This is a genomic window from Comamonas squillarum, from assembly GCF_025309455.1.
Classification (GTDB): Bacteria; Pseudomonadota; Gammaproteobacteria; order Burkholderiales; family Burkholderiaceae_C; genus Comamonas; species Comamonas squillarum.
Window position 1 is genome coordinate 2,312,480 of sequence record NZ_CP104377.1, and the last position, 24,361, is coordinate 2,336,840.

Annotated in this window: 14 protein-coding genes; 4 read left to right on the forward strand and 10 right to left on the reverse strand. The window is 65.4% G+C overall.

All coding sequences use genetic code 11. From position 1 onward, the window contains the following. Window positions 1-26: 26 nt before the first annotated feature. On the forward strand, window positions 27-884 hold the full coding sequence (queF, locus tag N4T19_RS10800; RefSeq protein WP_182343205.1) for an NADPH-dependent 7-cyano-7-deazaguanine reductase QueF: 858 nt from the start codon (window positions 27-29) through the stop codon (window positions 882-884). Here queF and N4T19_RS10805 read toward each other — a convergent pair whose 3' ends face one another. The 4 genes from N4T19_RS10805 to N4T19_RS10820 form a co-directional block, all read right to left on the reverse strand. Next, the gene (locus N4T19_RS10805) at window positions 885-2,126 is read right to left on the reverse strand and encodes a Y-family DNA polymerase (protein WP_260720287.1); all 1,242 of its coding nucleotides are present in this window, start codon (window positions 2,124-2,126) and stop codon (window positions 885-887) included. It lies immediately after the preceding gene. A gap of 156 nt (window positions 2,127-2,282) precedes the next feature. Next, window positions 2,283-3,626: an MFS family transporter gene (locus N4T19_RS10810; RefSeq protein ID WP_116927537.1), complete on the reverse strand. Its 1,344-nt coding sequence runs from the start codon at window positions 3,624-3,626 to the stop codon at window positions 2,283-2,285. 103 nt (window positions 3,627-3,729) lie between these two features. Continuing rightward, entirely contained in the window at window positions 3,730-4,641 is a 912-nt protein-coding gene (locus N4T19_RS10815) for a DMT family transporter (RefSeq protein ID WP_260720195.1), read from the reverse strand. Between the two features lie 143 nt (window positions 4,642-4,784). Next, complete coding sequence (locus tag N4T19_RS10820; protein WP_116927535.1) at window positions 4,785-5,954, reverse strand: alpha-hydroxy acid oxidase; 1,170 nt, start codon at window positions 5,952-5,954, stop codon at window positions 4,785-4,787. Window positions 5,955-6,229: 275 nt separating this feature from the next. On the opposite strand from N4T19_RS10820, the gene N4T19_RS10825 reads away from it, so the two are divergent. Then, on the forward strand, window positions 6,230-7,891 hold the full coding sequence (locus N4T19_RS10825) for an L-lactate permease (RefSeq protein ID WP_260720196.1): 1,662 nt from the start codon (window positions 6,230-6,232) through the stop codon (window positions 7,889-7,891). A 46-nt stretch (window positions 7,892-7,937) separates the two neighbouring features. Here the strand turns inward: N4T19_RS10825 and N4T19_RS10830 are convergent, their stop codons facing one another. The 4 genes from N4T19_RS10830 to xdhA form a co-directional block, all read right to left on the reverse strand. Beyond that, window positions 7,938-8,573 carry a YbhB/YbcL family Raf kinase inhibitor-like protein gene (locus N4T19_RS10830; protein ID WP_260720197.1) on the reverse strand — a complete coding sequence of 212 codons (636 nt, stop codon included), beginning with the start codon at window positions 8,571-8,573 and terminating at the stop codon, window positions 7,938-7,940. 223 nt (window positions 8,574-8,796) lie between these two features. Further along, window positions 8,797-10,098 carry an NCS2 family permease gene (locus tag N4T19_RS10835; protein WP_260720198.1) on the reverse strand — a complete coding sequence of 434 codons (1,302 nt, stop codon included), beginning with the start codon at window positions 10,096-10,098 and terminating at the stop codon, window positions 8,797-8,799. A 97-nt stretch (window positions 10,099-10,195) separates the two neighbouring features. Further along, window positions 10,196-12,619: a xanthine dehydrogenase molybdopterin binding subunit gene (xdhB, locus tag N4T19_RS10840; protein WP_116927532.1), complete on the reverse strand. Its 2,424-nt coding sequence runs from the start codon at window positions 12,617-12,619 to the stop codon at window positions 10,196-10,198. 1 nt (window position 12,620) lies between these two features. After that, window positions 12,621-14,222: a xanthine dehydrogenase small subunit gene (gene xdhA / locus N4T19_RS10845; protein WP_260720199.1), complete on the reverse strand. Its 1,602-nt coding sequence runs from the start codon at window positions 14,220-14,222 to the stop codon at window positions 12,621-12,623. A 197-nt stretch (window positions 14,223-14,419) separates the two neighbouring features. Here xdhA and N4T19_RS10850 point away from each other — a divergent pair, with 197 nt between their 5' ends. Then, the gene (locus N4T19_RS10850) at window positions 14,420-15,694 is read left to right on the forward strand and encodes a lytic murein transglycosylase (RefSeq protein ID WP_260720200.1); all 1,275 of its coding nucleotides are present in this window, start codon (window positions 14,420-14,422) and stop codon (window positions 15,692-15,694) included. Between the two features lie 18 nt (window positions 15,695-15,712). Next, window positions 15,713-16,033, forward strand: coding sequence for a heavy metal-binding domain-containing protein (locus N4T19_RS10855; RefSeq protein WP_182343220.1), 321 nt, complete (start codon window positions 15,713-15,715; stop codon window positions 16,031-16,033). Between the two features lie 49 nt (window positions 16,034-16,082). On the opposite strand, the gene pbpC is transcribed toward N4T19_RS10855, so the two are convergent. Together pbpC and N4T19_RS10865 are read right to left on the reverse strand one after the other, a co-directional pair. Continuing rightward, window positions 16,083-18,350: a penicillin-binding protein 1C gene (gene pbpC / locus N4T19_RS10860; protein WP_116927529.1), complete on the reverse strand. Its 2,268-nt coding sequence runs from the start codon at window positions 18,348-18,350 to the stop codon at window positions 16,083-16,085. Further along, a complete protein-coding gene (locus N4T19_RS10865) occupies window positions 18,347-24,316 on the reverse strand; it encodes an alpha-2-macroglobulin family protein (RefSeq protein WP_260720201.1) in 5,970 nt (1,989 codons plus the stop codon). Before N4T19_RS10865 ends, pbpC begins: the two co-directional genes overlap by 4 nt. Window positions 24,317-24,361 lie beyond the last annotated feature (45 nt).

Here is a 24,361-nt window from a genome sequence, read left to right on the forward strand (position 1 = left end):
GCAGCGGCCGCTTTTTGTTCCACAGCATGACCGTCTCCCCTTCGCCCGAGCAATCGCCCCTGGGCCAGCGCTCCGCATACATCGACCAGTACGACCCCACCCTGCTCTTTCCGCTGCCGCGCCAGGCCAAGCGCGACGAGATTGGCCTGCAAGCCGACAAGCTGCCCTTTTTTGGCGCCGACCTGTGGACGGCCTATGAGGTCTCCTGGCTCAACCTGCGCGGCAAGCCCCAGGTGGCCCTGGTGAGCTTCACCATCCCTTGCGAGACGCCCAATATCGTCGAGAGCAAGTCCTTCAAGCTCTACCTCAACAGCTTCAACAACAGCCGCTTTGGCTCAGTCGATGAGGTACGCGCCAAGCTGCTCGCCGATATCAGCGAAGCCGTATGGCGCGGCGCGCCCTACCAGGCCTCCGTCGGCGTGCAGATGATCGACCCGGAGGTGTTCGACACCCTGCCGCTGCAAGAGCTCGACGGCCTGAACCTGGACCGGCTGGACATCGACTGCGAGCACTACCAGCCCCAACCCCAGCTGCTGCGCGCCGCCTTTGATGAGGCGCCTGTCACCGAGACGCTCAGCAGCCGCCTGCTCAAGAGCAACTGCCTGGTCACCGGCCAGCCCGACTGGGGCAGCGTGCGCATCAGCTATACCGGCCCGGCGATCGACCAGGAACGCCTGCTGCAGTACATCGTGAGCTTTCGCAACCACAACGAATTCCATGAGCAGTGTGTCGAGCGCATGTTTGTCGATATCTGGAAGCACTGCAAGCCGATCCGCCTGACGGTCTATGCCCGTTACACGCGCCGGGGAGGCCTGGACATCAACCCGCTGCGCACCAGCCAGCCGATGGCCCTGCCGGCCAATATCCGCACCGCACGCCAGTAATCAGTCCAGATCGCCGAACAGCGGCAAGGTGTAGGGGTCGGCCTTGTGCTCGGCTATGGCCGGGCGGCTTTGGGCCTGGCGCAATGCCTGGCGCATGGCCTGCCAGTCGCCCACCAAGCCTTGCGCCAAGGCCTGCTCCAGCGGCAGCAGCCCACCCACCCGCACCCCCAGGAGCCGCAGGCGCTGGTCCAATGGCGCGCGCTTCAAGCACTGGCCCGCCGCATGCCGGATGGCAGCGGCATCCTGGGTGTAGAGCGGCAGGCTGTGGTCGCGCGTGGCGATGCGAAAGTCCGGGTAGCGCAGCTTGATGCCAATCGTGCGCCCCACATAGCCTTTGCGCTGCAGGTCAGCCGCCACCATCTGGCACAGCTCGGTAAAGATCGCGCCGAGCTCGGCCTTGTCGCGCACCGCATGCAGGTCGCGGTCAAACGTGGTCTCGCGGCTCATCGATACCGGCTCGCTCTCGGTCACCACGGGCCGGCTGTCCCGCCCCCAGCTCGATGCATGCAGCCAGGGGCCGTAGCTGCGGCCAAAGTGTGCCACCAACCAGGGCAGGTCCTTGGCGGCCAGATCGCCCAATGTGTTAATGCCCAGTGCCTGCAGCTTGGCATCGGCCTTGGGGCCCACGCCATTGATCTTGCGGCAGGCCAGCGGCCAGATCATCGTTTGCAGATCGCTCTCGAGCACAATGGACACGCCATTGGGCTTGTTGAATTCGCTGGCCATCTTGGCCAGCTGCTTGTTGGGGGCCACCCCGACCGAGCAGGTCAGCCCGGTGGCCGCATGAATGGCCGCCTGCATGCGCAACGCCAGGCTGCGGCCATGGTCTTCCTGGCCGCCTTCGACATGGGTGAAGTCGATATAGACCTCGTCCACGCCCCGGTCCTCCATCTGAGGCGCCATCGCGGTGATGATGGCCTTGAACTGGCGCGAGAAATGCCGGTAGCGCGCAAAGTCCACCGGCAGCAGAATAGCCTGCGGGCAGAGCTTGGCCGCCTTCATCATGCCCATGGCCGAGCCCACGCCAAAGGCGCGCGCCGGGTAGGTGGCCGTCGTGATCACGCCCCGGCCCACATAGTCTTTGAGCTGAGGAAAGGCCTCGGGCGGGATCTCGTCCAGGCGCTCGCCATAGCGCGCTTTCAGCGCCTCATCTTCTGCCCGGCGGCCCCCGCCGATGATGACGGGCAGCCCCTTGAGCTGCGGGTAGCGCAGCAGCTCGGCCGAGGCATAGAAGGCATCCATGTCCAGATGCGCAATGCGGCGGCGCGGCGGCAGAACAACAGGCGATGGCGAGGGGGAGGAGCACACCCGGCTATTGTCTCCCAGCGCGGCGCGGCTTGCAGCCGCCAGTCGCGCAAAACCGGCAGCGGAGGCTGCCGAGCCGGCTGCTGCGGGCGGTCAGTGGTCGTGGTGCAAATAGGCGGCCTGCTTGGGCAGGCGCAGGCTGAACAAAAAGGCAATCACCATCATCACCGACACATACCAGAAGAAGGCATTTTCATGGCCGGCGTTCTTCAGCGCCAGCGCGACAAACTCGGCCGAGCCACCAAAAATGGCATTGGCCACCGCATAGGCCAGGCCCACGCCCAGCGCGCGCACCTCGGGCGGAAACATCTCCGCTTTGACGATGCCCGAGATCGAGGTGTAGAAGCTCACAATCGCCAGCGCCACCAGGATCAGCAGGCCAGCCGTGACCGGCGACGAGGCCTGGTGCATGGTGGTCAGAATCGGCACGGTGCCCAGCGCACCCAGCGCACCAAACAGCATCATGCTGGTGCGCCGGCCAATGCGGTCGGACAGCGCGCCAAACAGCGGCTGCATGCACATGTACACAAACAGGCACACGGTCATCACGTAACTGGCGGTCTTGATCGGCAGGCCCACGCTGTTGACCAGGTACTTCTGCATATAGGTGGTGAAGGTGTAGAAGATCAGCGAGCCGCCGGCCGTATAGCCCAGCACGGTGACAAAGGCGCGCCAGTGGTGCTTGAACAAGTTGGCCAGGGTGCCGGTTTCCTTGTTCTGCATCGCCTCGGTGGACTGGGTTTCATGCAGAGTCCGGCGCAGCAGCATGGCCACAACGGCCGCCGCAGCGCCCACTACAAATGGAATGCGCCAGCCCCAGGCACGCAGCTCGGCGTCCGTCAGTACCGCTTCCAAAATCACAATCAGCAGCACGGCCAGCAGCTGGCCGCCGATCAGGGTCACATACTGGAACGACGAGAAAAAGCCGCGCTGGCCCTTGAGCGCCACTTCGCTCATATAGGTGGCTGTCGTGCCATATTCACCGCCCACCGACAGGCCCTGGAACAAGCGGCACATCAGCAGCAAAAACGGCGCCCATGCCCCAATCTGCGCATAGGTGGGCAGGCAGGCAATCACCAGGGAGCCGGCGCACATCATGGTCACCGAGATCAGCATCGACTTCTTGCGGCCGTACTTGTCGGCAATGCGGCCAAACAGCCAGCCGCCGATGGGGCGCATCAAAAAGCCGGCGGCAAACACCCCGGCGGTGTTGAGCAGCTGTACGGTGGGATCACCCTTAGGGAAGAAGGCGGCGGCAAAGTAGATGGCCGAGAACGCATAGACATAGAAGTCAAACCATTCGACCAGGTTGCCCGACGAGGCCGCCATGATAGAGAAAATGCGGTGGCGCTTTTCTTCAGGGCTGTAATGGGGAGGGGTATTGGCCGAAGTCTGGGCGGCCGATGGCCCAGATCCTGGCACGGAGGGTGTTGTCATTGGAATGGTCCCGTGTAGCAATGCAGACCATGATGCGCCGCCTGCGAGACCCTCTGATGTCAGACGGGCGCTGAATTTCCACCGCCCGCACCCACCCCATTGGCTAAAGCTGGGTGCAGATCACCACAATACCGACCAGCATCAGCGCAATGCCCCATTTCTCATTGCGGCGCAGCTGCTCCTTGAGCACCCGGCGCGAGACCAGGTAGCTGAACACCACCTCGACCATGCCCAGGGTGCGTACCGACGCGGCGCTTTGCAGCGCGTACGCGCTGAACCAGGCGAGCGATGCTGCACTGCCCATGCAGCCCGCCAACAGCGACACGCGCCAGGCCTGGGCAATGCGGACCAGCACGCTGCGGTCACGCCAGACAAACCAGGCGCCCATCGCCAAGGTCTGCATGCACTGCGCAATGAACACGCCCCAGGCGCCCGACAGCAGCGCGCTGGGCGCATTGAGCGCCAGCGCCGCACCGCGAAAGCCCACTGTCGCAATCGCAAAGCAGGCGCCGCAGATCAGGCCATACATCGCAGCCTTGCTGCGCCAGTCGAGCTTGGCGCCGATCTGGCGCGGCGGCAAGGACAGCAGCGCCACGCCAATGGTGGCAATGGCCATCGCTGCCAGCGCCCAGTAGGTGGGCAGCTCGCCCAGAAAGACCGCGCCAAACAGCGCCACCTGCAGCACCTCGGTCTTGGACAGCGTGACGGCGACGGCAAAATTGCGCTGCTGCATCGCCAGCAGCAAGGCGCCAGTGGCGGCGATCTGGAAGAACGCGCCCAGCGCCAGCCAGCCAAAATAGGCGCCAGTCCAATGCGCAATCTCAGGCGCCTTGGCGGGCAAGGTGTAGAGCAGCACCAGCGCCAGCGCAGCCAGCGGCAGGCCGTAGAGAAAACGCACCAAGGTGGCGGGCCAGGTGCCCAGATCGCGGGTCAGCGAGCGCTGCGCCGCATTGCGCGCCGTCTGCGCGATGGCGGCAAACACCACCAGCGCCATCCACCAACCACCCCATTGCATTCCCGCTCCGTCAGCCATTACCGCATCCACTTCATCACAAGGCCACCGATGGTAGGCCATCGGCGCTACCCGTGCGCCTGCATTTGGCGATGCGAGCCTGCGGCATCAAGAGGGGCCAGCACGCTGCCGGCCCCCTGCTCCGCTCAATAAGGCTGGGGATAGGTGCCGGGCACCAGAATGCGCGGGTCCACATTGTTGATGTTGGTGTGGCCGCAAAAGGCCATCGACACATCGAGCTCCTTGTGGATGATCTGCAGCGCGCGCGTCACGCCCTCTTGGCCATAAGCACCCAGGCCGTAGAGAAAGCTGCGGCCGATCAAGGTACCCTGGGCGCCCAGTGCGCGGGCCTTGAGGACATCCTGGCCACTGCGGATGCCACTGTCCAGCCAGACCTCGATGTCCTTGCCGGCAGCCTGCACGATGGACGGCAGCGCATCAATCGTCGCAGGCGCGCCATCGAGCTGGCGGCCGCCATGGTTGCTGACGATCAGTGCATCGGCCCCGGTCTCGGCAGCCAGCCGCGCATCCTCGGCCTCCATGATGCCCTTGAGGATCAGCTTGCCACCCCAGCGCTTCTTGATCCACTCTACATCGCCCCAGTTCAGGCAGGGGTCGAACTGGTCGGCCGTCCACGACGACAGCGAGCTCACATCGGCCACGCCATCGACATGGCCGACGATATTGCCAAAAGTGCGGCGCTTGGTGCCCAGCATGCCCATGCACCAGCGCGGCTTGGTCGCCAGGTTGATGAGGTTCTTGATCGTCGGCTTGGGCGGTGTGGACAGGCCGTTCTTGATGTCCTTGTGGCGCTGGCCCAGGATCTGCAGGTCCAGCGTTAGCTGCAGCGCCGAGCAATTGGCCGCCTTGGCGCGGTCGATCAGGCGCTCCATAAAGCCCCGGTCGCGCATCACATAGAGCTGGAACCAGAAGGGGTGGCGGCCCGTGTGCTCGGCCACATCTTCGAGCGAGCAGATGCTCATCGTCGACAAGGTGAACGGGATGCCAAAGGCCTTGGCCGCGCGGGCCGCCAGGATTTCGCCATCGGCATGCTGCATGCCCGTGAGGCCCGTGGGCGCAATGGCCACGGGCATGCTGACCTCTTGCCCCACCATGGTGCTGCGCGTGCTGCGCCCTTCCATATTGACTGCCACGCGCTGGCGCAACTTGATCTTGTGGAAGGCTGCCTCGTTGTCGCGGTAGGTGCCCTGGGTGTAGGAGCCCGAGTCCGCATAGTCGTAAAACATCCGCGGCACACGCTTTTCAGCCAGGACGCGCAAATCTTCAATACATGTGATCTTGGATAAATCAGCCACAAATCTTCCTTGTTATCAAGCCACTGTAGCGGCGCTGGTGGCCAGGCCCCTGTGTAACCCGCTGTGCCCGGCGTCCTTGTCACGCAGGCGGCAAACCCCACACCTTCGTTACAAGAGCTAGGGGTTTTACAGGACTACGGGCAGACAGCTAGGCCGACATTATGTCGATGTTCTATCCATCCAGGTGTTTTTGGCATAACAGCAGTGCATAGCCATCCTGGTGGTGCATGGCCTCCGGCCGCGCGCTTGCGCTGCGCTACAACGAGGAGTCAGGCATGGTTTGGCAACAGATCTACAACCCGGTGGGCAATATGGTGCTCTCCACCTTGCTGGCGGCGCTGCCGGTGGTGGTGATGCTCGTAGGGCTGGGTTTTCTCCACCTCAAGGCACATATTGCGGCCGGCGCCGGCCTGGTCTGCGCACTGCTCATAGCGATCGTCGTCTATGGCATGCCGGCCGATATGGCGGGCCGCGCAGCGGTCTTCGGCGGTTTGACCGGACTGCTGCCCATTGGCTGGATCGTGCTGAACATCATCTTTTTGCACCAGCTGACGGAGCACAACGGCAGCTTCAAGATCCTGCAGGACTCGATTGCCGGAATCACCGAGGACCGCCGCATCCAGCTGCTGCTGATCGCCTTTGCCTTTGGCGCCTTTTTTGAAGGTGCGGCAGGCTTTGGCACGCCAGTCGCAGTCACGGCGGCGATTCTGATCGGCCTGGGTTTTTCGCCGCTGGCCGCCTCGGGCCTGTCGCTGATTGCCAATACCGCGCCCGTCGCCTTTGGCGCGCTGGGCACGCCGGTGATCACCTTGGCCAAGGTCCATGGCTATGACCTGATGGAGGTCACCGCGATGGTCGGCCGCCAGTTGCCCTTCTTCTCGGTGCTGGTTCCGTTCTGGCTGATCTGGGCCTTTGCCGGCCGCAAGGCCATGGTGGAGATCTGGCCGGCCATCCTCGTCACCGGCCTGTCGTTTGCGATTCCGCAGTATCTCGTGTCCAACTTTATCGGCCCGGAGTTGGTTGACATCATTGCCGCCATCGTCTCCATGGGCTGCCTGATCGGCTTTCTGCGCGTGTGGCAGCCCAAGAACATCTGGCGCAGCACCTCGCTCAAGAGCCGCGACACCAGCGAAGACAGCACGGCCAAGCCGCGCGCCGTGGTGGCCCATGCCCGCGCCGATGTGATCCGCGCCTGGACGCCCTGGGCCATCCTGACGGTGTTTGTGTTCATCTGGGGCGTGCCCTCGGTCAAGGCCGCGCTCAACGGCCTGTTTGCGCCATCCTTCCCGATGACGGGGCTGCACAACATGATCGAGAAGGTGCCACCCGTCGTGCCTCAGCCCACCAAGGAAGGCGCGGTCTATGTACTCAACCTGCTGTCAGCCACCGGCACCGGCATTCTGCTGTCGGCCATCGTCGGCGGCCTGGTGATGAGGTACAGCCCGCTGGCACTCATCAAGCAGTTCTTCAAGACGATCTGGCTGGTACGCTTTTCGCTGCTGACCATTGTGCTGATGCTGGCGCTGGGCACCCTCACCCGCTACTCCGGCACCGACACCACCTTGGGCCTGGCCTTTGCCAACACCGGCGTGTTCTACCCCTTCTTTGGCACGATGATGGGCTGGCTGGGCGTGGCGCTGACGGGTTCGGACACGGCATCCAACGTGCTGTTTGGCGGCATGCAGAAGGTCGCTGCCGAGCAGCTGGGCCTGTCACCCAACCTGATGGGCGCGGCCAACAGCTCGGGCGGCGTGATGGGCAAGATGATCGATGCGCAGTCCATCGTCGTGGCTTCCACTGCCACGCGCTGGTTCAACCATGAGGGCGACATCCTGCGCTATGTGTTCTTCCACTCGGTGGCGCTCGCCACCTTGGTGGGCATCTTTGTCACCTTGCAGGCCTATGTCTACCCCTTCACCTTGATGGTGGTGAAGTAAGCACCACGGGGCTCCCAGAGGAGCCCCGTTCATCGCATCCCAGTTGTTAAACAGCAGGGACCGCAGGGTTCAGGCTGTACAAGCCGGTAATGCTGGCTTGGCCCAGCACCGGGGCCCTGGCCAGCGCGGCGCGCACATTGGCACCCGTCAGTGCACCGTCGACTGACAAGCTGGGCGTGGCCAGCGCATAGACCGTGAACACATAGTGGTGCACCAGGCTGTCGTTCCAGGGTGGGCAGGGGCCGTCATAGCCATAGTACTCGCCTTGCATCTGCGCATCGGCGGCAAACCAGCCGGTGTAGTCGTTGATGCCATGGCGCAGGCCCTGGGGCGCAGCGGGGCCCGGCTTGCCATGGGCGGTGATGCCGTCTGACTGTGCACCGGCGGCGATCTCGGTGGTGCCCACTGGAATGTCCAGCAGCAACCAGTGGAAGAAATCGACCCGGGGCAGATCGGCCGGCACCGTGCGGCCTTCCTGGTTCACATCATCGCCCCCGCTGGGCACATCGGGATCATGGCAGACGATGACAAAGGACTGCGTGCCGGCGGGCACATCGCGCCAGGCCAGGTGCGGATTGCGGTTGGACGACAGCAAGACATGGGCTGTCGCATCGGGCACGGCAAAAGCGAACTCGCCAGGAATGGCCTGGCCGTCTTGAAAGCTATGGCTGCTGAGCTGCATCTGATAAATCCTTTGCGGGTATGAAAAAAGCCAAAGGGCCTCGACCGGGGTCAGGGCACTTTGGCAAATTCTAGGGATCTTCTGTAAAACCCTCGCCAAGCGGGATGGATGCGGATCGCCCGAGACCGCGTTCAGACCACGGCAGGGAGTTTTGCAGAGGATCCCCGCGGGCTGCTGCGCAGCTGTCAGTCATCCCCCTCCCGCAAACCGATAGGGCCAGGCCTCAATGCCCGCCGATATAGGCAAACTTGAACAGGAACAGCGCCGCAATGATCCAGACCATCCAGTGCACCTCGCGGGCGCGGCCGGTGAACAGCTTGATGGCCGCATAGGAGATAAAGCCAAAGGCCAGGCCGTTGGCGATCGAGTAGGTGAAGGGCATCATCACTGCAGTGATGGCAGCGGGAATGGCCTCGGTCGTATCGGCCCAGTCCACCTCGGTCAGCTCTTTGAGCATCAGGCAGGCGACGAACAGCAGCGCAGGAGCAGTGGCATAAGCGGGTACCGAGCCAGCCAAAGGCGCAATGAACAAGCAGGCCAGGAACAGCACCGCCACGGTGACAGCGGTCAGGCCTGTGCGGCCACCGGCCTGCACACCCGAGGCGCTCTCGACATAGGCGGTGGCGCTGGACGTGCCCAGCAGCGAGCCGGCAAAGATCGCACCACTGTCGGCCAGCAGCGAGCGGTGAAAGCGCTCCATCTTGCCGGGCACCAGGAGGCCGGCGCGCTTGGCCACGCCCATCAGGGTGCCGGTGGCATCAAACAGCTCGACCAGAAAAAACACCAGCACCACATTCAGAAAGCCGCTGGACAGCGCGGTCTTGATATCGAGCTGCAGGAAAGTGGGCGCGATCGATGGCGGTGCCGAGAACACGCCCTGGAACTGGTTGCCGCCAAAGATGAAAGAGGCCACGGTGACGGCCAGAATGCCGATCAGGATGGCGCCGGGCACGCGCAGCCGGTCGAGCACCACGATCAGGAAAAAGCCCAGCGTGAACAGGATCGCCGACGGCGAATGCAGATCACCCAAGGTCACCAAGGTGGCCTTGGATTCGACCACCACCCCGGCACTCTTGAGCGCAATCAGCGCCAGAAAGAGCCCGATACCGACGGTGATGGCCACGCGGATCGAAGCCGGTATGCCGTTGATGATCTGGTCGCGTATGCGAAAGATGGTCACCAGCAAGAACAGGCACCCCGAGACAAACACCGCCCCCAGCGCCGCCTGCCAGGTGTAGCCCATGCCCAGCACCACCACATAGGCAAAGTAGGCGTTCAGCCCCATGCCGGGCGCCACCGCAATCGGGTAGTTCGCATACAGCCCCATCAGCACCGAGCCCAGCGCCGCAATCAGGCAGGTGGCGACAAACACCGCGCCCTTGGGCATGCCCGCGTCCCCCAGGATGGAGGGGTTGACGAACATGATGTAGGCCATCGTCAAAAAGGTGGTGATCCCCGCGAGCACCTCGGTCCGCACCGTCGTGCCGTGCTCTCCCAGCTTGAAATAATTGTCCAGCGCGCTCATGGCTGCTCCTCGTGGTTATGCATCGTTAATGGGAAGCTGATTCGTATCGAAGGCGGCGAGTATCGCAGCTGCCCGCGCAGGCTGCCGGGCTGCGCCGTCAAAGCCCTGTCTGCACGGCCGCGATGGCGTCGAGCACCGCCTCGGCCGTGGCCGGTGCGCGCAGCGGTGGGCAGCAACCGGGCGCGCCGGTTGCAGCCACCGCATCGCGTATCGCAAACAGCACCGAGAACGGCAGCAGCAGCGGCGGCTCGCCCACCGCCTTGCTGCGGTGGATGGTCTCGTGCGGGTTGGCGCCGTCAAACAGCTGCACGTTCAGCACGGGCGGGCAGTCGTTGGCGGTCGGGATCTTGTAGGTGCTGGGGGCATGGGTCATCAAGGCACCGGTCTTGGGGTGCCAGACCAGCTGCTCCATCGTGAGCCAGCCCATGCCCTGGATAAACGCGCCCTCGACCTGGCCAATGTCCACGGCCGGGTTCAGCGACTGGCCCACATCATGGATCACATCGGCGCGCAGCAGCTTGCTCTCGCCGGTCAAGGTGTCCACCACCACTTCGCTCACAGCCGCGCCGTAGGCAAAGTAGAAGAAGGGCCGGCCGCGCATTGCCGCCCCATCCCAGGACAGGCCAGGCGTCGCATAAAAGCCATCGGACCACAGCTGCACCCGCTCCAGATAGGCCTGCTTGACCAGGGCTTCAAAACGCAGGCTCTGGCCCGCGCAATGCACCTCGTCATTGACAAAGCGCACCGATGCCGGGTCGGCTCCGTGCTGCGCCGCCAGGCAGGCCGCCAGGCGTTCGCGGATCTGGCGCGCCGCATCCTGCGCGGCCTTGCCGTTCAGGTCGGTACCGGTCGATGCCGCCGTCGCCGAGGTGTTGGCCACCTTGGTCGTGTCGGTAGCCGTCACCCGCACCCGCTCAAAGGCCACGCCCAGCTCATGCGCGACCACCTGGGCCACCTTGGTGTTCAGGCCCTGGCCCATCTCGGTGCCACCATGATTGACCAGGATGGAGCCATCGTTGTAGACATGGACCAGGGCGCCGGCCTGGTTGAAGTGCTTGACGTTGAAGGAGATGCCGAACTTGACCGGTGTCAGCGCCAGGCCACGCTTGAGCACGGGGCTCGTGGCATTGAAGGCATCGACCTGCGCGCGCCGCGCCCGGTAGTCGCTGCGCGCCTCCAGCTGCGCCACCAGCTCGTCGATGATGTTGTCGTCCACCTCCTGGCCATAGGGCGTGCACTGCCCGCTGTCCTTGGCATAGAAATTGGCGCGGCGCACATCGAGCGCATCCTTGCCCAGCTGCCGCGCGATCGAGTCCATGATGTTCTCCATCACGATCGCGCCCTGCGGCCCGCCAAAGCCGCGAAACGCGGTATTGCTCTGGGTATTGGTCTTGCCCATGAAGCCGCGCATGCGCACATTGGGCAGCCAGTAGGCATTGTCGAAATGGCAGAGCGCGCGGGTCATCACCGGCGCCGACAGATCGGCCGAGTGGCCGGCGCGCGAGACCATGGTCACCTCGGCGCCCAGAATGCGGCCAGCATCGTCATAGCCAATGTCGTACTCGTACCAGAAGCAATGGCGCCGGCCGGTGATCATGAAGTCATCGTCGCGGTCCAGCCGCAGCTTGACGGGCCGGCCCAGCTTGCGCGCCGCCACCGCCGCCACGCAGGCAAACAGCGCCGATTGCGATTCCTTGCCGCCAAAGCCGCCGCCCATGCGCCGGCATTCCACATGCACCGCATGCGACTGCACACCCAGCGCATGCGCGACCAGGTGCTGCATCTCGCTGGGATGCTGGGTGGAGCACAGCACATGCATCGCGCCGCCCTCCTTGGGGATGGCGTAGCTGATCTGGCCTTCGAGGTAGAACTGCTCCTGGCCGCCCACCTCCCAGGTTCCCTGCAGCCGGTGCGGGGCCTGGGCGATGGCCTGGGGGGCGCCGCCGGCATCGGTCTCGCGCACCAGCTGCATCGGTGGCATCACATACTGGCCCAGCGCATGGGCCTGCTGCGGCGTCAGCACCGGCTCGGCCTCCTCTACCGTGACCAGCTTGCGCGCCATCGCGGCCACACGCCGCGCGGTTTGCCGGTCGCGGGCCAGCACCGCAAACATCGGCTGGCCCAGGTAACGGATCTCGCCATCGCAGAGGATGGGGTCGTCATGGATGATGGAGCCGCAGTCATTGACGCCGGGAATATCGGCCGCCGTCAGCACCGCCACCACACCGGGCTGGGCGCGCAGCGCGTCCACATCCATGGAGAGCAGGCGGCCATGGGCAATGGGCGACAGGCCCAGCGCGCAATGCAGGCTGCCAGCCAGCTCAGGCATATCGTCGATATAGGCGGCCTCACCGGCCACATGCCAGGCGGCAGACTCATGGCTGCGGCTGATGCCGACCTGGTGGCCCTGCTGGCGCGCCCGCGCTTCCTGCGCCACGTCGATGCGTGCCTTTTGGTTGTCGCGGTAATCGGCAAAGGCTTCGGCGCCTGCCAACACATGCTTGGGGATCGAGGTGTTCATATCAGGCTCCGGTGGCTGCGGCCTGCGGGGCCTGGGCGCTGCTGACCCAATGCGGCATCGCGGCCCAGACGGTGGTGGCATCGGCTGGCAAGGGGGCATCGGCCCGGGTCTCCAGCCACAGGCGCTGCAGCAGGTTCTGCGCTACCTTGAGGCGGTAGGCGGCGCTCGCCCGCATATCGGTCATCGGCTGAAAATCCTCGGCCAGCGCGGCCTGGGCGCGCTGCACGGCCTGCGCCGTCCAGGCCTGGCCCAGCAGTGCGGCTTCTGCCTTGGCGGCGCGCCGCACCGTGGCGGCCATGCCGCCAAAGGCCAGGCGCACGGTCTCCACCTGGCCCTGGGCATCCAGTTGCAGCGAAAAGCCCGCGCACAGCGCCGAGATGTCGCAGTCAAAGCGCTTGCTGATCTTGTAGGCCCGCACCTGGCGCGCCTGCACCGCCAGCGGCACGCGCAGGCCCTGCACCCACTCGCCGGGCTCCAGCTGGTTTTTCATGTAGTCCAGGTAAAACTCGGTCAGCGGCATGCGCCGCAGGCGCTCGCCCAGGCGCAGCTCGATCTCGGCATCCAGCGCCATCAGCACCGGCGGGGCATCGCCAATCGGCGAGCCATTGGCCACATTGCCGCCCATGGTGCCGGCATGGCGCACAGGGGGCGATGCAAAGCGCAGCCAGACCTCGGTGAGCGAGGGAAAACGCTGGGCTAGTGCGGCCCAGGCCGATTCCAGCGAAGCACCCGCACCAATGCAGAGCATGCCATCGCGCTCTTCGATGCGGCGCAGCTCCGCCACGCGCCCCACGGCAATCAAATCGCCCAGCGGCCGGAACTGCTTGTTGATCCACAAGGCCACATCGGTGGTGCCGCCGATCAGGCGGGCATCGGGCAGCGCGGCGCGCAGCTGGGCCAGGCTCTCAACGCAGGCCGGCGCGTGGAAATGTTGGGGCTGGCCGCCGCTGGGGCTGTAGGCATAGCTCCAGTCAGCATCGCTGCGCAGCGCCTGCAGGGCCGTCACCACGGGCGCCGCATCCAGCTGGCGGGCGGGCAGGTCCAGCATCTGCTGGCCGGCATCCAGAATCGGCCGGTAGCCGGTGCAGCGGCAGAGGTTGCCGCTCAGCGCATCGGCCAGCTGCTGGCGCGTGGGCGCCGCGCCCTGGCTGGCCTGCTGCCGCTCATACACGGACCACAGCGACATGACAAAACCGGGCGTGCAAAAGCCGCATTGCGAGCCATGGCAGTCCACCATGGCCTGCTGCACCGGGTGCAGATCGCCGCAAGCCTTGCCGGCATCTTTGGGGCGGCAGCTGGTCTTCATGTCTTCCACCGTAAAGAGCGCCTTGCCATGCAGGCTGGGCAGCAGCTGGATGCAGGCATTGACGGTCTGCAGCTTGAGGCCTTGCACGGCCTGCGGATCGCCCGGTTCGGCCAGCTCAGCGAGCATCACCGTGCAGGCTCCGCAATCGCCTTCATTGCAGCCCTCCTTGGTGCCGGTGCAGCGCGCATCCTCGCGCAGCCAGTCCAGCACACTGCGCGTGGGGGCCAGGCCTTCAACTTCAGTGATACGGCCTTGGTGGTAGAAACGGATGGCTTGTGGGGCGGTCATGGGGCTCATGGTGGGGCTCGGTCGCGCATTGCCGCGCCGGTCTGCAAAACTGTGTACAAGCGTAGTGTGCCGCGCAGCGCCAGGCATAACAAGCCAGCGATAGGCGCTATGGTGCAGCGCGTATATTTTTGGGTTAACCCGTATCTTTCTGGCCCGCAAAAACGTAAGCAATGGTCGCGCCTTGCGGGTTTACCAGGGCTGCGGCCATGGCAAGCAGGTATATTGCCTGGATGATGTTCCGCCGCCCCCACCCTGCGATGCGCCAGCTCGCCACCGCCGTCAGCCTGGGCCTTGCCGCCTGCGCCGTATTTGCCCAGACCAGCGCGCCGCAAGAGCCGCCGAATCTGAGCCAGGCCGAGTTCCAGTCCTGTCTGAGCGAGCTGCGCAGCAGCAAGGCCTTTGCCGCGATCACGCCGGCCACCTTCAGCCAGTACACCGCCCAGCTCCAGCCCGATGCCACGGTGCTGCCTCTGCTCAACCGCCAGCCCGAGTTCACGATGCCCGTCTGGGACTACATCGCCGTGCTGGTCGACGAGCAGCGCGTGGCCGAGGGCCGCGCCGCCTATGCCAAGTGGAAGGACACCCTGGACCAGATCGAACAGAGCACCGGCGTTGCCCCGCAGATCGTCATCGGCGTCTGGGGTGTGGAGAGCAACTTCGGCCAGAACCTGGGCGGGCGCTCGCTGGTGCAGTCGCTGGGCACCCTGTCCTGCTTTGGCCGCCGCCAGGCCTATTTCCGGGGCGAGTTCGCCAGCGCGCTGCGCATTCTGCAAGAAGGACATATTGCCGAGTCCAAGCTGGTGGGCTCCTGGGCGGGCGCCTTTGGCCAGACCCAGTTCATGCCCTCCACCTTTTTCCGCAGCGCCGTGGACTTTGACGGCGATGGCCGCCGCGACATCGTCGACAGCGTGCCCGATGCGCTGGCCTCGACCGCCATGTTCCTGAAGAACGCCGGCTACCGCCCGGGCCAGCCCTGGGGATTTGAAGTCAAGCTGCCCAGTGGCTTCAGCACCGCCGATGCCGGCCGCAAGAACAAGAAGCCGCTGGACTTCTGGCGCTCGTCCGGCGTCACCCTGGCCAATGGCGATCCACTGCCCGATTCGCTGCCATCGGCCGGCCTGATGATCCCGGCCGCCGGCGGCCCCGCCTTTCTGGTAGGACGCAATTTTGATGCGCTCTACAGCTACAACGCCTCGGAAAACTATGGCCTGGCCATTGCGCAGCTGTCCAACCTGGTGGCCGACACCCAGCAGCGCCAGATCAGCTTTGTCACCCCCTGGCCCACCGACGACCTGGGCCTGTCGCGCGCGCAGAACAAGGAGCTGCAGCAGGCGCTGCTGACCCGGGGCTATGCGATTGGCGAGCCCGATGGAATGATTGGCGCCAAGACACGCGAAGCCATCAAGGCCGAACAAAACCGCCTGGGCATGAAGGCCGATGGCCGCGCCGGCCAAAAGCTGCTGCGCGCGCTCGCCAACTGATACCGCTGGAGCCACACCATGATCGTCACCACCACCCCCAGCATTGAAGGCAAGCGCATCAGCCGCTACTGCGGCATCGTCAACGGCGAAGCCATTTTGGGCGCCAACTTTTTCAAGGACTGGTTTGCCGGCATCCGCGATATCGTCGGCGGCCGCTCGGGCACCTACGAAAAAGAGCTGCAAAAGGCCAGAGACATTGCACTCAATGAGCTGCAGGAGCGCGCCAAGGCGCTGGGCGCCAATGCCGTCGTCGGCATCGACCTCGACTACGAAGTGCTGGGCAAGGACAACGGCATGCTGATGGTATCGGCCAGCGGCACGGCCGTGGTGGTCGATTAAGAGCGGCTGTCATCGCTGCAGCAGCCCCCTTGGTGGCTGCCGCATATCGTTAGCGCTTGGCCTGTTTGACGCCCGCGCCGCGCACTTCCAGGCGGATGCTGTCCAGCACCTCGCCCTGTGCATTGACCAGCTCCACCTGGTGGCGGCCCGGCCAGGGCAGCCAGGCCCAGCGCGCGCCGCGCGCAACATCCTTGCCATCGATGCGCCAGCGGGCAGCGGCCGAATCGGCGACAAACTGCAGGCGCTGGCGCTCGGGTGGAATGTCCGGGTCCACCGCGACAATCGTGCCGTTGGCCGGGGCCAGAATGCGCACTGCAGGCGGGGCTGCTGCGCCGTTGCCGTCAGCCGATCGCCCGGCAACGCTGCGGCCGCCGACCATCTCATCGACCCCGGTCGCCTGGCCATCGAGCGCAAAGCGCGGCTGCGCGGTGCCGGCCAGAAACCACTCCTCACGCCGCGCCTCCAGCGCAAAACCGGCGCCCGATTGCCCAGCAGGCGCGGGGCCAAAATCCACCCATTGCGCCTGCAAACCGGCCGGCGCCTTGGGCGCGCGGCTGGGCTGGCCCTGGTGCAAAAAGGCCATGATGCTGGCCCAGACGGGTGCCGCGCCGCTGGTGCCGCTGACCGAATGCATGGCTTCACCACTGGCATTGCCGACCCAGACGCCCACCGTGTAGCGGTCTGACCAGCCGACGGCCCAGTTGTCGCGCATGTCCTTGCTGGTGCCGGTTTTCACCGCCGCCCAGCTGCGCGTGCCCAGCACACTATCGAGGCCAAAGGTGCGCACGCGGGCATTGCCGTCGGCCAGCATATCGCCCACCACATAGGCGGCGCCCGCATCCATGGCCTGGCGGAACTGCGGCTTGCCGCCACGCGTATAGGCCACCGGGCTGTAGCGCCCGCCGTTGGCCAGCGCGCGGTAGGCATTGGTCAGCTGCACCAGCGGAATATCGGGGCTGCCCAGCGCCAGGCTGTAGCCAAAATAGCTGCCGCTCTCGCGCATCGGCATGCCCAGGCGCACCAGCTGGTCAAAGAAATCGTCGACACCCACCATCACCAGGGTGCGCACCGCCGGCACATTGAGCGAGGCGCCCAGCGCCGTGCGCACCGACACCCAGCCTTTGAAGCTGCGGTCGTAGTTCTGTGGAATATAGAGGCCGCTGGCCGTCGGAATGCGCGCGGGCGAGTCCTCGATCAAGGACGCAGCCGTCAGCTTGTGCTCGGCAATCGCCTGGCCATAGAGAAAGGGCTTCAAGGTCGAGCCCGGCTGGCGCGGCGCCAGCACCGCATCCACAGCATGTGCCTGGCTCAGTGCGCCAGAGGACCCGACCCAGGCCAGCACCTCGCCGCTGGCATTGTCCAGCACCAGCACCGCGCCGTCCTGCACATTGCTGCCCTGCAAGGCCTGCAGGTGCTGGCCCAGCATATCGACCGCATAGCGCTGCAGCGGCGCGCTCAAGGTGGTGCGCAGGCTGGCCATGGCCGCCTGCTGGGTTTTGCCATCCGCGCCTTGCCGTGCCTCGCGCAGCGCAATGCGGCTGAAGTGCGGCGCAATGCCTTCGCTGGCATCAAAGGCACGCTTTTTCAGCGCGATCTCGGTGAAGAACACGATCGCTTCGCAGTCGAGCTTGGGATCGCGCCGCATCTCCTTGAGCACCCCGCAGGCGCGCTGGCCCACCTGGCTGGGCCGCGCATTGGGCGCGCGCACCAGCGCGGCGGCCACCGCCGCCTCGCGGTCATCCAAGCCATGGGGAGCCTTGTCAAACAAGGTGCGCGACAGCGCATCAATGCCCACCAGCTCGCCCCTGAAAGGCACCAGGTTCAGGTAGGCCTCCAGGATCTGGGTTTTCTGCCAGCGCCTATCCAGCACCTGGGCAGCGACCGTCTGGCCGACCTTTTGCACCACCGAGCGGCCACCATTGCTGCGCCGCCAGTCGCCGTCAAGCAGGCCGGCCAGCTGCATGCTGATGGTGCTGGCCCCGCGTGTGCGCTGGTTCCAGAGGTTGCCCCAGGCAGCCGATGTGACGGCAGCCCAGTCCACGCCACTGTGCTCGTAAAAGCGCTTGTCCTCGCTCAACAGCATGGCGGTGCGCAGCGCAGCCGACACATCGCCCAGTGCCACCCAATCGCCCCGGCGCACCGTGCTGTCGGTGCGCACCCTCTGCAGCAGTTCGCCTTCGCGCGACAGCACGCGCGTCTCCGACGAGCTGAAGTCCTGCCGCACCTCGCCAAAGCTGGGCACGGCCTGGGCCAGTGGTGCATGCACCAGGCAGGCCAGGGCCAGCAGCCGCCAGCGGGCTATAGCGCGCAGCCTCATGGCGCCACGGGCACAACCGTCACCTTGGGGTTGGGCGCCATGCCGAACATTTCGGGCGCATACAGCGCCTCGACGCGGGTCGATGGCAGCGCAAACTCACCGGTGTTGTTGACGCGGTAGCTGTACTGCAGGCTGAGCTTGCCCTGGGGCAGGTAGCCGTAGTAGGCGCGGTAGCTCTCAAAGGACCGCTCCTCAAAGGCCTTCCAGCCCCAGCCGGTCGATTTCTCGCCCGCCGTGGACAGTGCCGAGTCCCGGCCCAGGCCGCTGCCCAGGATGGTGGCGCCGCCCGGGATCGGATCGGTGATCGCCACCCAGGTCATGTTGGCGCTGGCGTTGACCTCCAGGGTCACGCGCAGCACATCGCCCCGGGTGTACTGGCCGGCGGGCAGGTTCTTGTTGGCCTGCTCGACGGCCACCACGGTCTTGCTGATGGTGTAGCCGGCCGACAGCGGCTGCTTGAGCGGCACGGCCGCCTGCGACTGCACGGTCAACCAGGGCTTGCCGGTGCCTTTTTGCTGTACCTTCAGGCTCTGGTTGCCAGCGGCCCACGGCAGGTCAATGGTGTTGTTGAGCCACTGCGCGACCTGCTCGGTCGGGCCGGGCGTGCGCTTGCCGCCCTGCGCCAGCAGCTCAATCGCGTCCTGCGCCTTGGTTACGCGACTCCAGTCCACCGTACCGGACTTGCCGGCCATGCTGGCCTCGGTCGTGCCGGTCACGGGTGTGGACTCATAAGTGCGCGAGAAGCGCTCCAGCGCCAGCGCGCCCCAGAGGTTGGCCGTGGTCGTCGTCCAGGCACCGCTCTTTTGGCGGCTGATGAAGCTGCTGGCCAGGCGCGGCATGTCGTCCTTCCAGGCCGGGTCATCCATCACCACCAGCAGGAAGCGCGCCAGGGTGGTGTCCCCGTTTTGCATCAGCCACCACCAGTAGTCATTGTTCTCGTTGGCGAACAGTACCTTGGTGCCCTGGTAGCTCAGGCGCGCACGCAGGATCTGGTTGGCCTCTTCGAGCAGCTTGCTGCGGTTGGGCACATCCTTCATATGGCCCAGAATCGACAGCCAGTCCACCACGGTCTGGGTGGGCCAGTCGTTGGGTGCAATCTGGATGCTGGTCAGCATGCGCGGTTGCGCCTTGCCATACAGCGCCAACGCATTGATGGCAGCGAGCTTACGCACTTCCAGGTCGGAGCGCGGGCTCCAGAACTTGCGCTCGATGCGGCCATCGATGAAGCGGGACAGCGCGTCCTGCATGCGGCCCAGCGGCGCGGCTGGGATCGCAAAGGCGGGGTCGATGCGCTTCATCTCGAAAGCGGCCTGCAGCAGGTGGGCGGTCAGCGCATCGCTGCCGGTGTTGCTGCTGCCCGCTTGCGGCGGGAAGTAGTTGGCCAGGCCATCGCCATCGAGGTAGGTGGGCAGGCGTTCCATCGTGCTCTTCCACAGCGCAGCATCCTGCGTGCCGATGGATTTGCTCGTGGTCTGCTCCAGGCAGGCATACGGGTAGGCACGCCACCAGTCACGCACACCCGGCAGGCCTTCTGCCAGGCGCGGCACCAGCGACAGCTTCAAACCGCCGCGGCCCGGCAAGGCATCGGCCGGTGCGCTGACGGGCATCTCCAGGCTGCCGTCGAGCTGCACCAGGGTGGCCTGCAGTGTCTCCACCGCCACAGCGGGCACCACGCGCTGGCTGACCTTGAGCGCATCGGCGGCATCGCCCTGCTTGTCCTTGGCGCTGATCTCCCAGAGCAGCTCGCCCTGGCGGCTTTGCGACATGTCGGCAGGCGCCGTCACGCTCCAGCTCACGGTGCGGGCCTCGTTCGCGGCCACGTCCACTGTCTGCGGCTCGAGCTGCAGCAAGGTGGCCTTGGGGGTGACCAGCACCTGCATGGGCTTGCTGGTGGTATTGCGCAAGGTGACCTGGGCGTCATAGCGGTCACCATCGCGCACCAAAGGCGGCAGGCCGCTGATGATCTGCAGCTCCTGCGTGGTGCGGATCTGGGTGGTGCCTGTGCCAAACAGCTCCAGACCGCTCTCGGCCACGGCCACGATCTTGAAGCTGGTCAGTGCGTCGTTGAGCGGCACATCGACCTCGGCGCGGCCATTCGCATCCAGCACCACATTGGGCTGCCACAGCAGCAGGGTGTCGAGCAGCTCGCGGGTCTGGCCATTGCCACCACCACCGCCCGCTGCCACGGCCTTGCGGCCATAGTGGCGCCGGCCAATGATTTCCATCTGGGCGGTGGAGGTCTCCACGCCCCAGGATCGCTTTTGGTACATGGCTTCGAGCAGTGCCCAGGTGTCATTGCTCTTGAGTTCGAGCAAGGCCTGGTCCACAGCCGCCACCGACACGGCCGCGCCCGCAGCTGGCTTGCCATTGGGCAGCTTGGCTTCGATCGTGACCTTGGCGGTATTGCGGATGCGGTAGCTTTCCTTGTCGCTCTTGACGGTCACGGCCAGCTGGCGGTCGGCAATGCCGACACGGATCTCGGCCGCGCCCAGGCGGTAGGCGGGCTTGGACAGGTCCACCAGGGCGGTGGGCGCCACATATTCCTTGCCCTCGTACCAGAACGAGGTCCACCATTCACGCGGCGACTTGAAGCCCCAGGTGAAGAAGCTGTACCAAGGCACTTCGCGCAGGCGGCCACGCAGCGCCATCACGCTGACGTAGACATTCGGGCCCCAGCCCTCTTGCACCTTCAGGTTGACCGTGGGGTCATCGCCGCGCAGGGTGACCACCTGGCTGGAGAGCACGCCTTCGCGCTCCACCGTCACCAGCGCCGTCGCTTCGCGGAAGGGCATGCGCACCTGAAAGCGCGCAGTGTCCCCCACCTTGTAGGATTTCTTCTCTGGCAGCAGGTCCATGCGGTCGGTGTCTTCACCGCCAAACCACAGCTCGCCCTGCTTGGTCACCCAGACCGAGGTCGCAGCCTTGGAGCTGCGGCTCTTGTCATCCGTCGCCTCGGCGATCAGCTCGGTCTCGCCGCCTTCGCTCAGCTGGGTGCTGCAGTCGAGCAGGCCCTTGGCATCACTCTTGCCACTGCAGACGACGCCCAGGTCCTTGTAGCTCTCATGGTTCTCGTAGCTGTAAAAGCCCCCGACCATGCGCTTGCGCGTGGAGGTGACGATGCGCGCCACCGCCCGCACCTGCAGCTTGACGCCCGAGACGGGCTTGCCCGACGGCGTCAGCGACAGCGCCTGGAAGCTCAGCTTCTTGTCGGTGGAGGCCCAGTTCTCGGCCTTGATGCCAGCAACCACCGATGCAGGCCAGATCACGCTGTGGTGGCTGATGGTCTGCACCTCGCCATTGGGGTCGGAAAAACTCGCCTCCAGCAGCAGATCCTGCGGCGCCACCGAGCTGGGCACCTGCTCGATCTCGGCCTTGCCCGCGCCATTGGCATCCAGGGTCAGCGCCAGCTTGTCGGCAATCACGCGGCGGTCATTGCTGTAGTCCTCGCCATCGTTGCCCGCGCCGGGCAGCTTGCGGCTCAGATAAGGTCGGCCAAACGAGAACGTGTCATAGTCCTCAAAGCTCACCGCATGCGACTGGATCGCGGCCGAGACCTTGACCGCCTCCTTGGCCGCTGCGCCGCCCGAGAGGTAGGACAGCTGCACCTGGGCGCCGAGCTTGCCCGGCTGCACGATGGGTGCAGGCTGGTCCGGCGTCACGCTGCCCTTGAACACCGGCAGTCGGTACTCTTCCACCCGGAACGAGCTGGTCTGCATCTCCATCGAGCCCCATTTGCCCTTGCCGCCCTTGAGCGTGATGCGGTAGGTGCCCAGCTTGGCGGCTTTGGGAATCTTGAACTCGGACACGGCCGACAGGCCCTGGCCCGGACGCTCCCAGCTGATGGGCAGCTCAAACTCATCATTGCTGCCCACATGGGTGATGACCACCTGGTTGGGCAACTGCTCCTTGCCGGGCAGCCCCAGGCCGCCCATGGTCTGGCTGCGGATCAGGTGCTTCATCGACACCGTCTCGCCAGCGCGCAGCAGGCTGCGGTCCAGCACCGTGTGGGCGATCACATCCTGCACCGGGCTGCTGTCGGTCTCGAGGTTGAAGCGCCAGCTCTCGATGCCGCGCTGCCAGTCGCTCCAGACAAAGGCCATGTCCTGCTTGCCGTCGACCGTGGCGCGCGCGCTCACAAAGTAGGCAGCGCTGGTGTCGCTGTTGGAGCCGGCCTCGCAGCGCACCTGCGCCTGGGTGTCGAGCTTGTCAAAACGGGCAACGCCATCCTTGTCGGTCGTGCCCTGCACCAGCGTCTTGCCGTCGCAGCTGGAGATGCGCACCTGCGCATTGGCCACCGGCTTGCCCTTGTCCAGGCTGGTCACCCAGGCCATCGCGTTTTCACGGCCCAGCTTGAAGTGCACGCCCAGGTTGGTCACCAATGCCGAGCTGCGCACAAACATCACGCGGCGGGCGCTGTCGTAGTCGGTGTTGAGCAGCGCGTCACCCAGCATTGGCGAGGCGATCTCGACCACATGGAAACCGGTCTCCAGCGGAATGCCCACGACCTCGAAGGGGCGCGGGTCCTTGCTGTCTGTCTTGGGCAGCGCCAGCTTCTTGCTGGTGGCCTGGCCTTCGAGCAGCGAGAGCATGCGGGTCTCGACATAGTTCTTGTCGCCATCGGGCAGCACATTGGGCAGCGGGATCTTGCTGTCCTGCGCCGCCTGCTTGCGGCTGACCTGCCAGTTGTCATAGCGCTGCAGTTTGCGGTACCAGCGGATGATGTCGGCATCGCTTTGCAGCTGCAGGGTCGAGACAGTGCCCTTGTCCTCGATCGACAGGCCCTGGATCTGCAGGTCCTGCTCCACATTGCGCAGGGTTACCGGGAACATCGCCGGGCCCTTGTCGCCTTCGGCAAAGCGCTCGACCACGCCAAACGGCGAGGCGGCAAACTTGGCCAGCGGCGGCATCAGCCCGCTTTGCACCTGCAGCGGGAACAGGTTGGCATTGGCCAGCGGCCGGTCCGATTCGTCCTTGAAGCCCTGGGGCAGCACGATACGCATCGTCTCCTTCTCGCCAAAGGGCGGCGCAAACTGCAGGCGGTTGACCTCGCCCTCTTCGCCGTCATCGGGAAAGCTCGCCTTGACCCGGCCCTTGGAAGTCTCCAGGAAGATGCCTTCGGCGAGCTTGCGGTCCACCGAAGCGCTGAAAAGCAGGTTGAGCGGGCGGATCGGCAGGCAGCCGGCCTGCGCATTGGCGCGCTCGCAGCTGAACTCGGCCGTGAACGGCGGGCGCACCTGGTAGTCGAAGCGGCGCTCACGCGTCTGCTTGACGCCGTTGTCGGTGCTCACCCCCGCGCCCACCACCAGGCTCATCTGGGCGCCCTCGGGCAAGGCCCGCTGGCATTGCAAGGCGACATGGCGGCGTGGCCGCTGCTGCAAGCTATCGCGGCCAAACTGGCTTTGCATGAAGTCATCGGACTCCGAGGCGGAGAGGATGCGCACTGGAATGCGCTCCCCAATGCCCTTGACCGTGCACCAGGTGTTGTCCTGCACCGAGCTGGTCACGACATCGGCATTGAACTGCAGGCCAAAGAACTGGCGGCTGTCGAGCGGCTGGTAGCTGCTGGGCACCACGCGCGTCACCGACGGCCCTCCGGTGGCAAAGCGGTACTGGGCCGCGCCCTTGACCGGCTCGCCGGCAACATCCTTGAGGTTGGCGACCTTTTCGACCGTGCAACGCACACCGGGCGGCAGGTCATCGGCCAGGTCAAACACCCATTCGCGCGGGCCCGTCCAGCGTCCCGTCCCCTGGCTCTGGGCCTGTTTGTTGTCGCAGTCGAGTTTGACGGGCGCTGCCGCACGCAGATCGCCCATCGGCACCACCGCCGCATCGAACTTGACGACTATTTGCCGGACCCGGGCCACCTCGCCCTGCGGTGACACCGATGTGATGCTTGTGGCATGGGCGGACAGGCCCAGCGCGGCCCAGCCGGCGCCCGCCAGCCAGCGTTGTAATGTTGTATTCACGGAGCTCTCCCCTAGGATGGTGAGAGCGTACCAAAATTAGCCTGC

Coding starts and splice junctions, on each gene's coding strand:
- queF (WP_182343205.1), top strand. CDS start 27: ATGACCGTCTCCCCTTCGCCCGAGCAATCGCCCCTGGGCCAGCGCTCC.
- N4T19_RS10805 (WP_260720287.1), bottom strand. CDS start 2,126: ATGGATGCCTTCTATGCCTCGGCCGAGCTGCTGCGCTACCCGCAGCTC.
- N4T19_RS10810 (WP_116927537.1), bottom strand. CDS start 3,626: ATGACAACACCCTCCGTGCCAGGATCTGGGCCATCGGCCGCCCAGACT.
- N4T19_RS10815 (WP_260720195.1), bottom strand. CDS start 4,641: ATGCAATGGGGTGGTTGGTGGATGGCGCTGGTGGTGTTTGCCGCCATC.
- N4T19_RS10825 (WP_260720196.1), top strand. CDS start 6,230: ATGGTTTGGCAACAGATCTACAACCCGGTGGGCAATATGGTGCTCTCC.
- N4T19_RS10830 (WP_260720197.1), bottom strand. CDS start 8,573: ATGCAGCTCAGCAGCCATAGCTTTCAAGACGGCCAGGCCATTCCTGGC.
- N4T19_RS10835 (WP_260720198.1), bottom strand. CDS start 10,098: ATGAGCGCGCTGGACAATTATTTCAAGCTGGGAGAGCACGGCACGACG.
- xdhB (WP_116927532.1), bottom strand. CDS start 12,619: ATGAACACCTCGATCCCCAAGCATGTGTTGGCAGGCGCCGAAGCCTTT.
- xdhA (WP_260720199.1), bottom strand. CDS start 14,222: ATGAGCCCCATGACCGCCCCACAAGCCATCCGTTTCTACCACCAAGGC.
- N4T19_RS10850 (WP_260720200.1), top strand. CDS start 14,420: ATGGCAAGCAGGTATATTGCCTGGATGATGTTCCGCCGCCCCCACCCT.
- N4T19_RS10855 (WP_182343220.1), top strand. CDS start 15,713: ATGATCGTCACCACCACCCCCAGCATTGAAGGCAAGCGCATCAGCCGC.
- pbpC (WP_116927529.1), bottom strand. CDS start 18,350: ATGAGGCTGCGCGCTATAGCCCGCTGGCGGCTGCTGGCCCTGGCCTGC.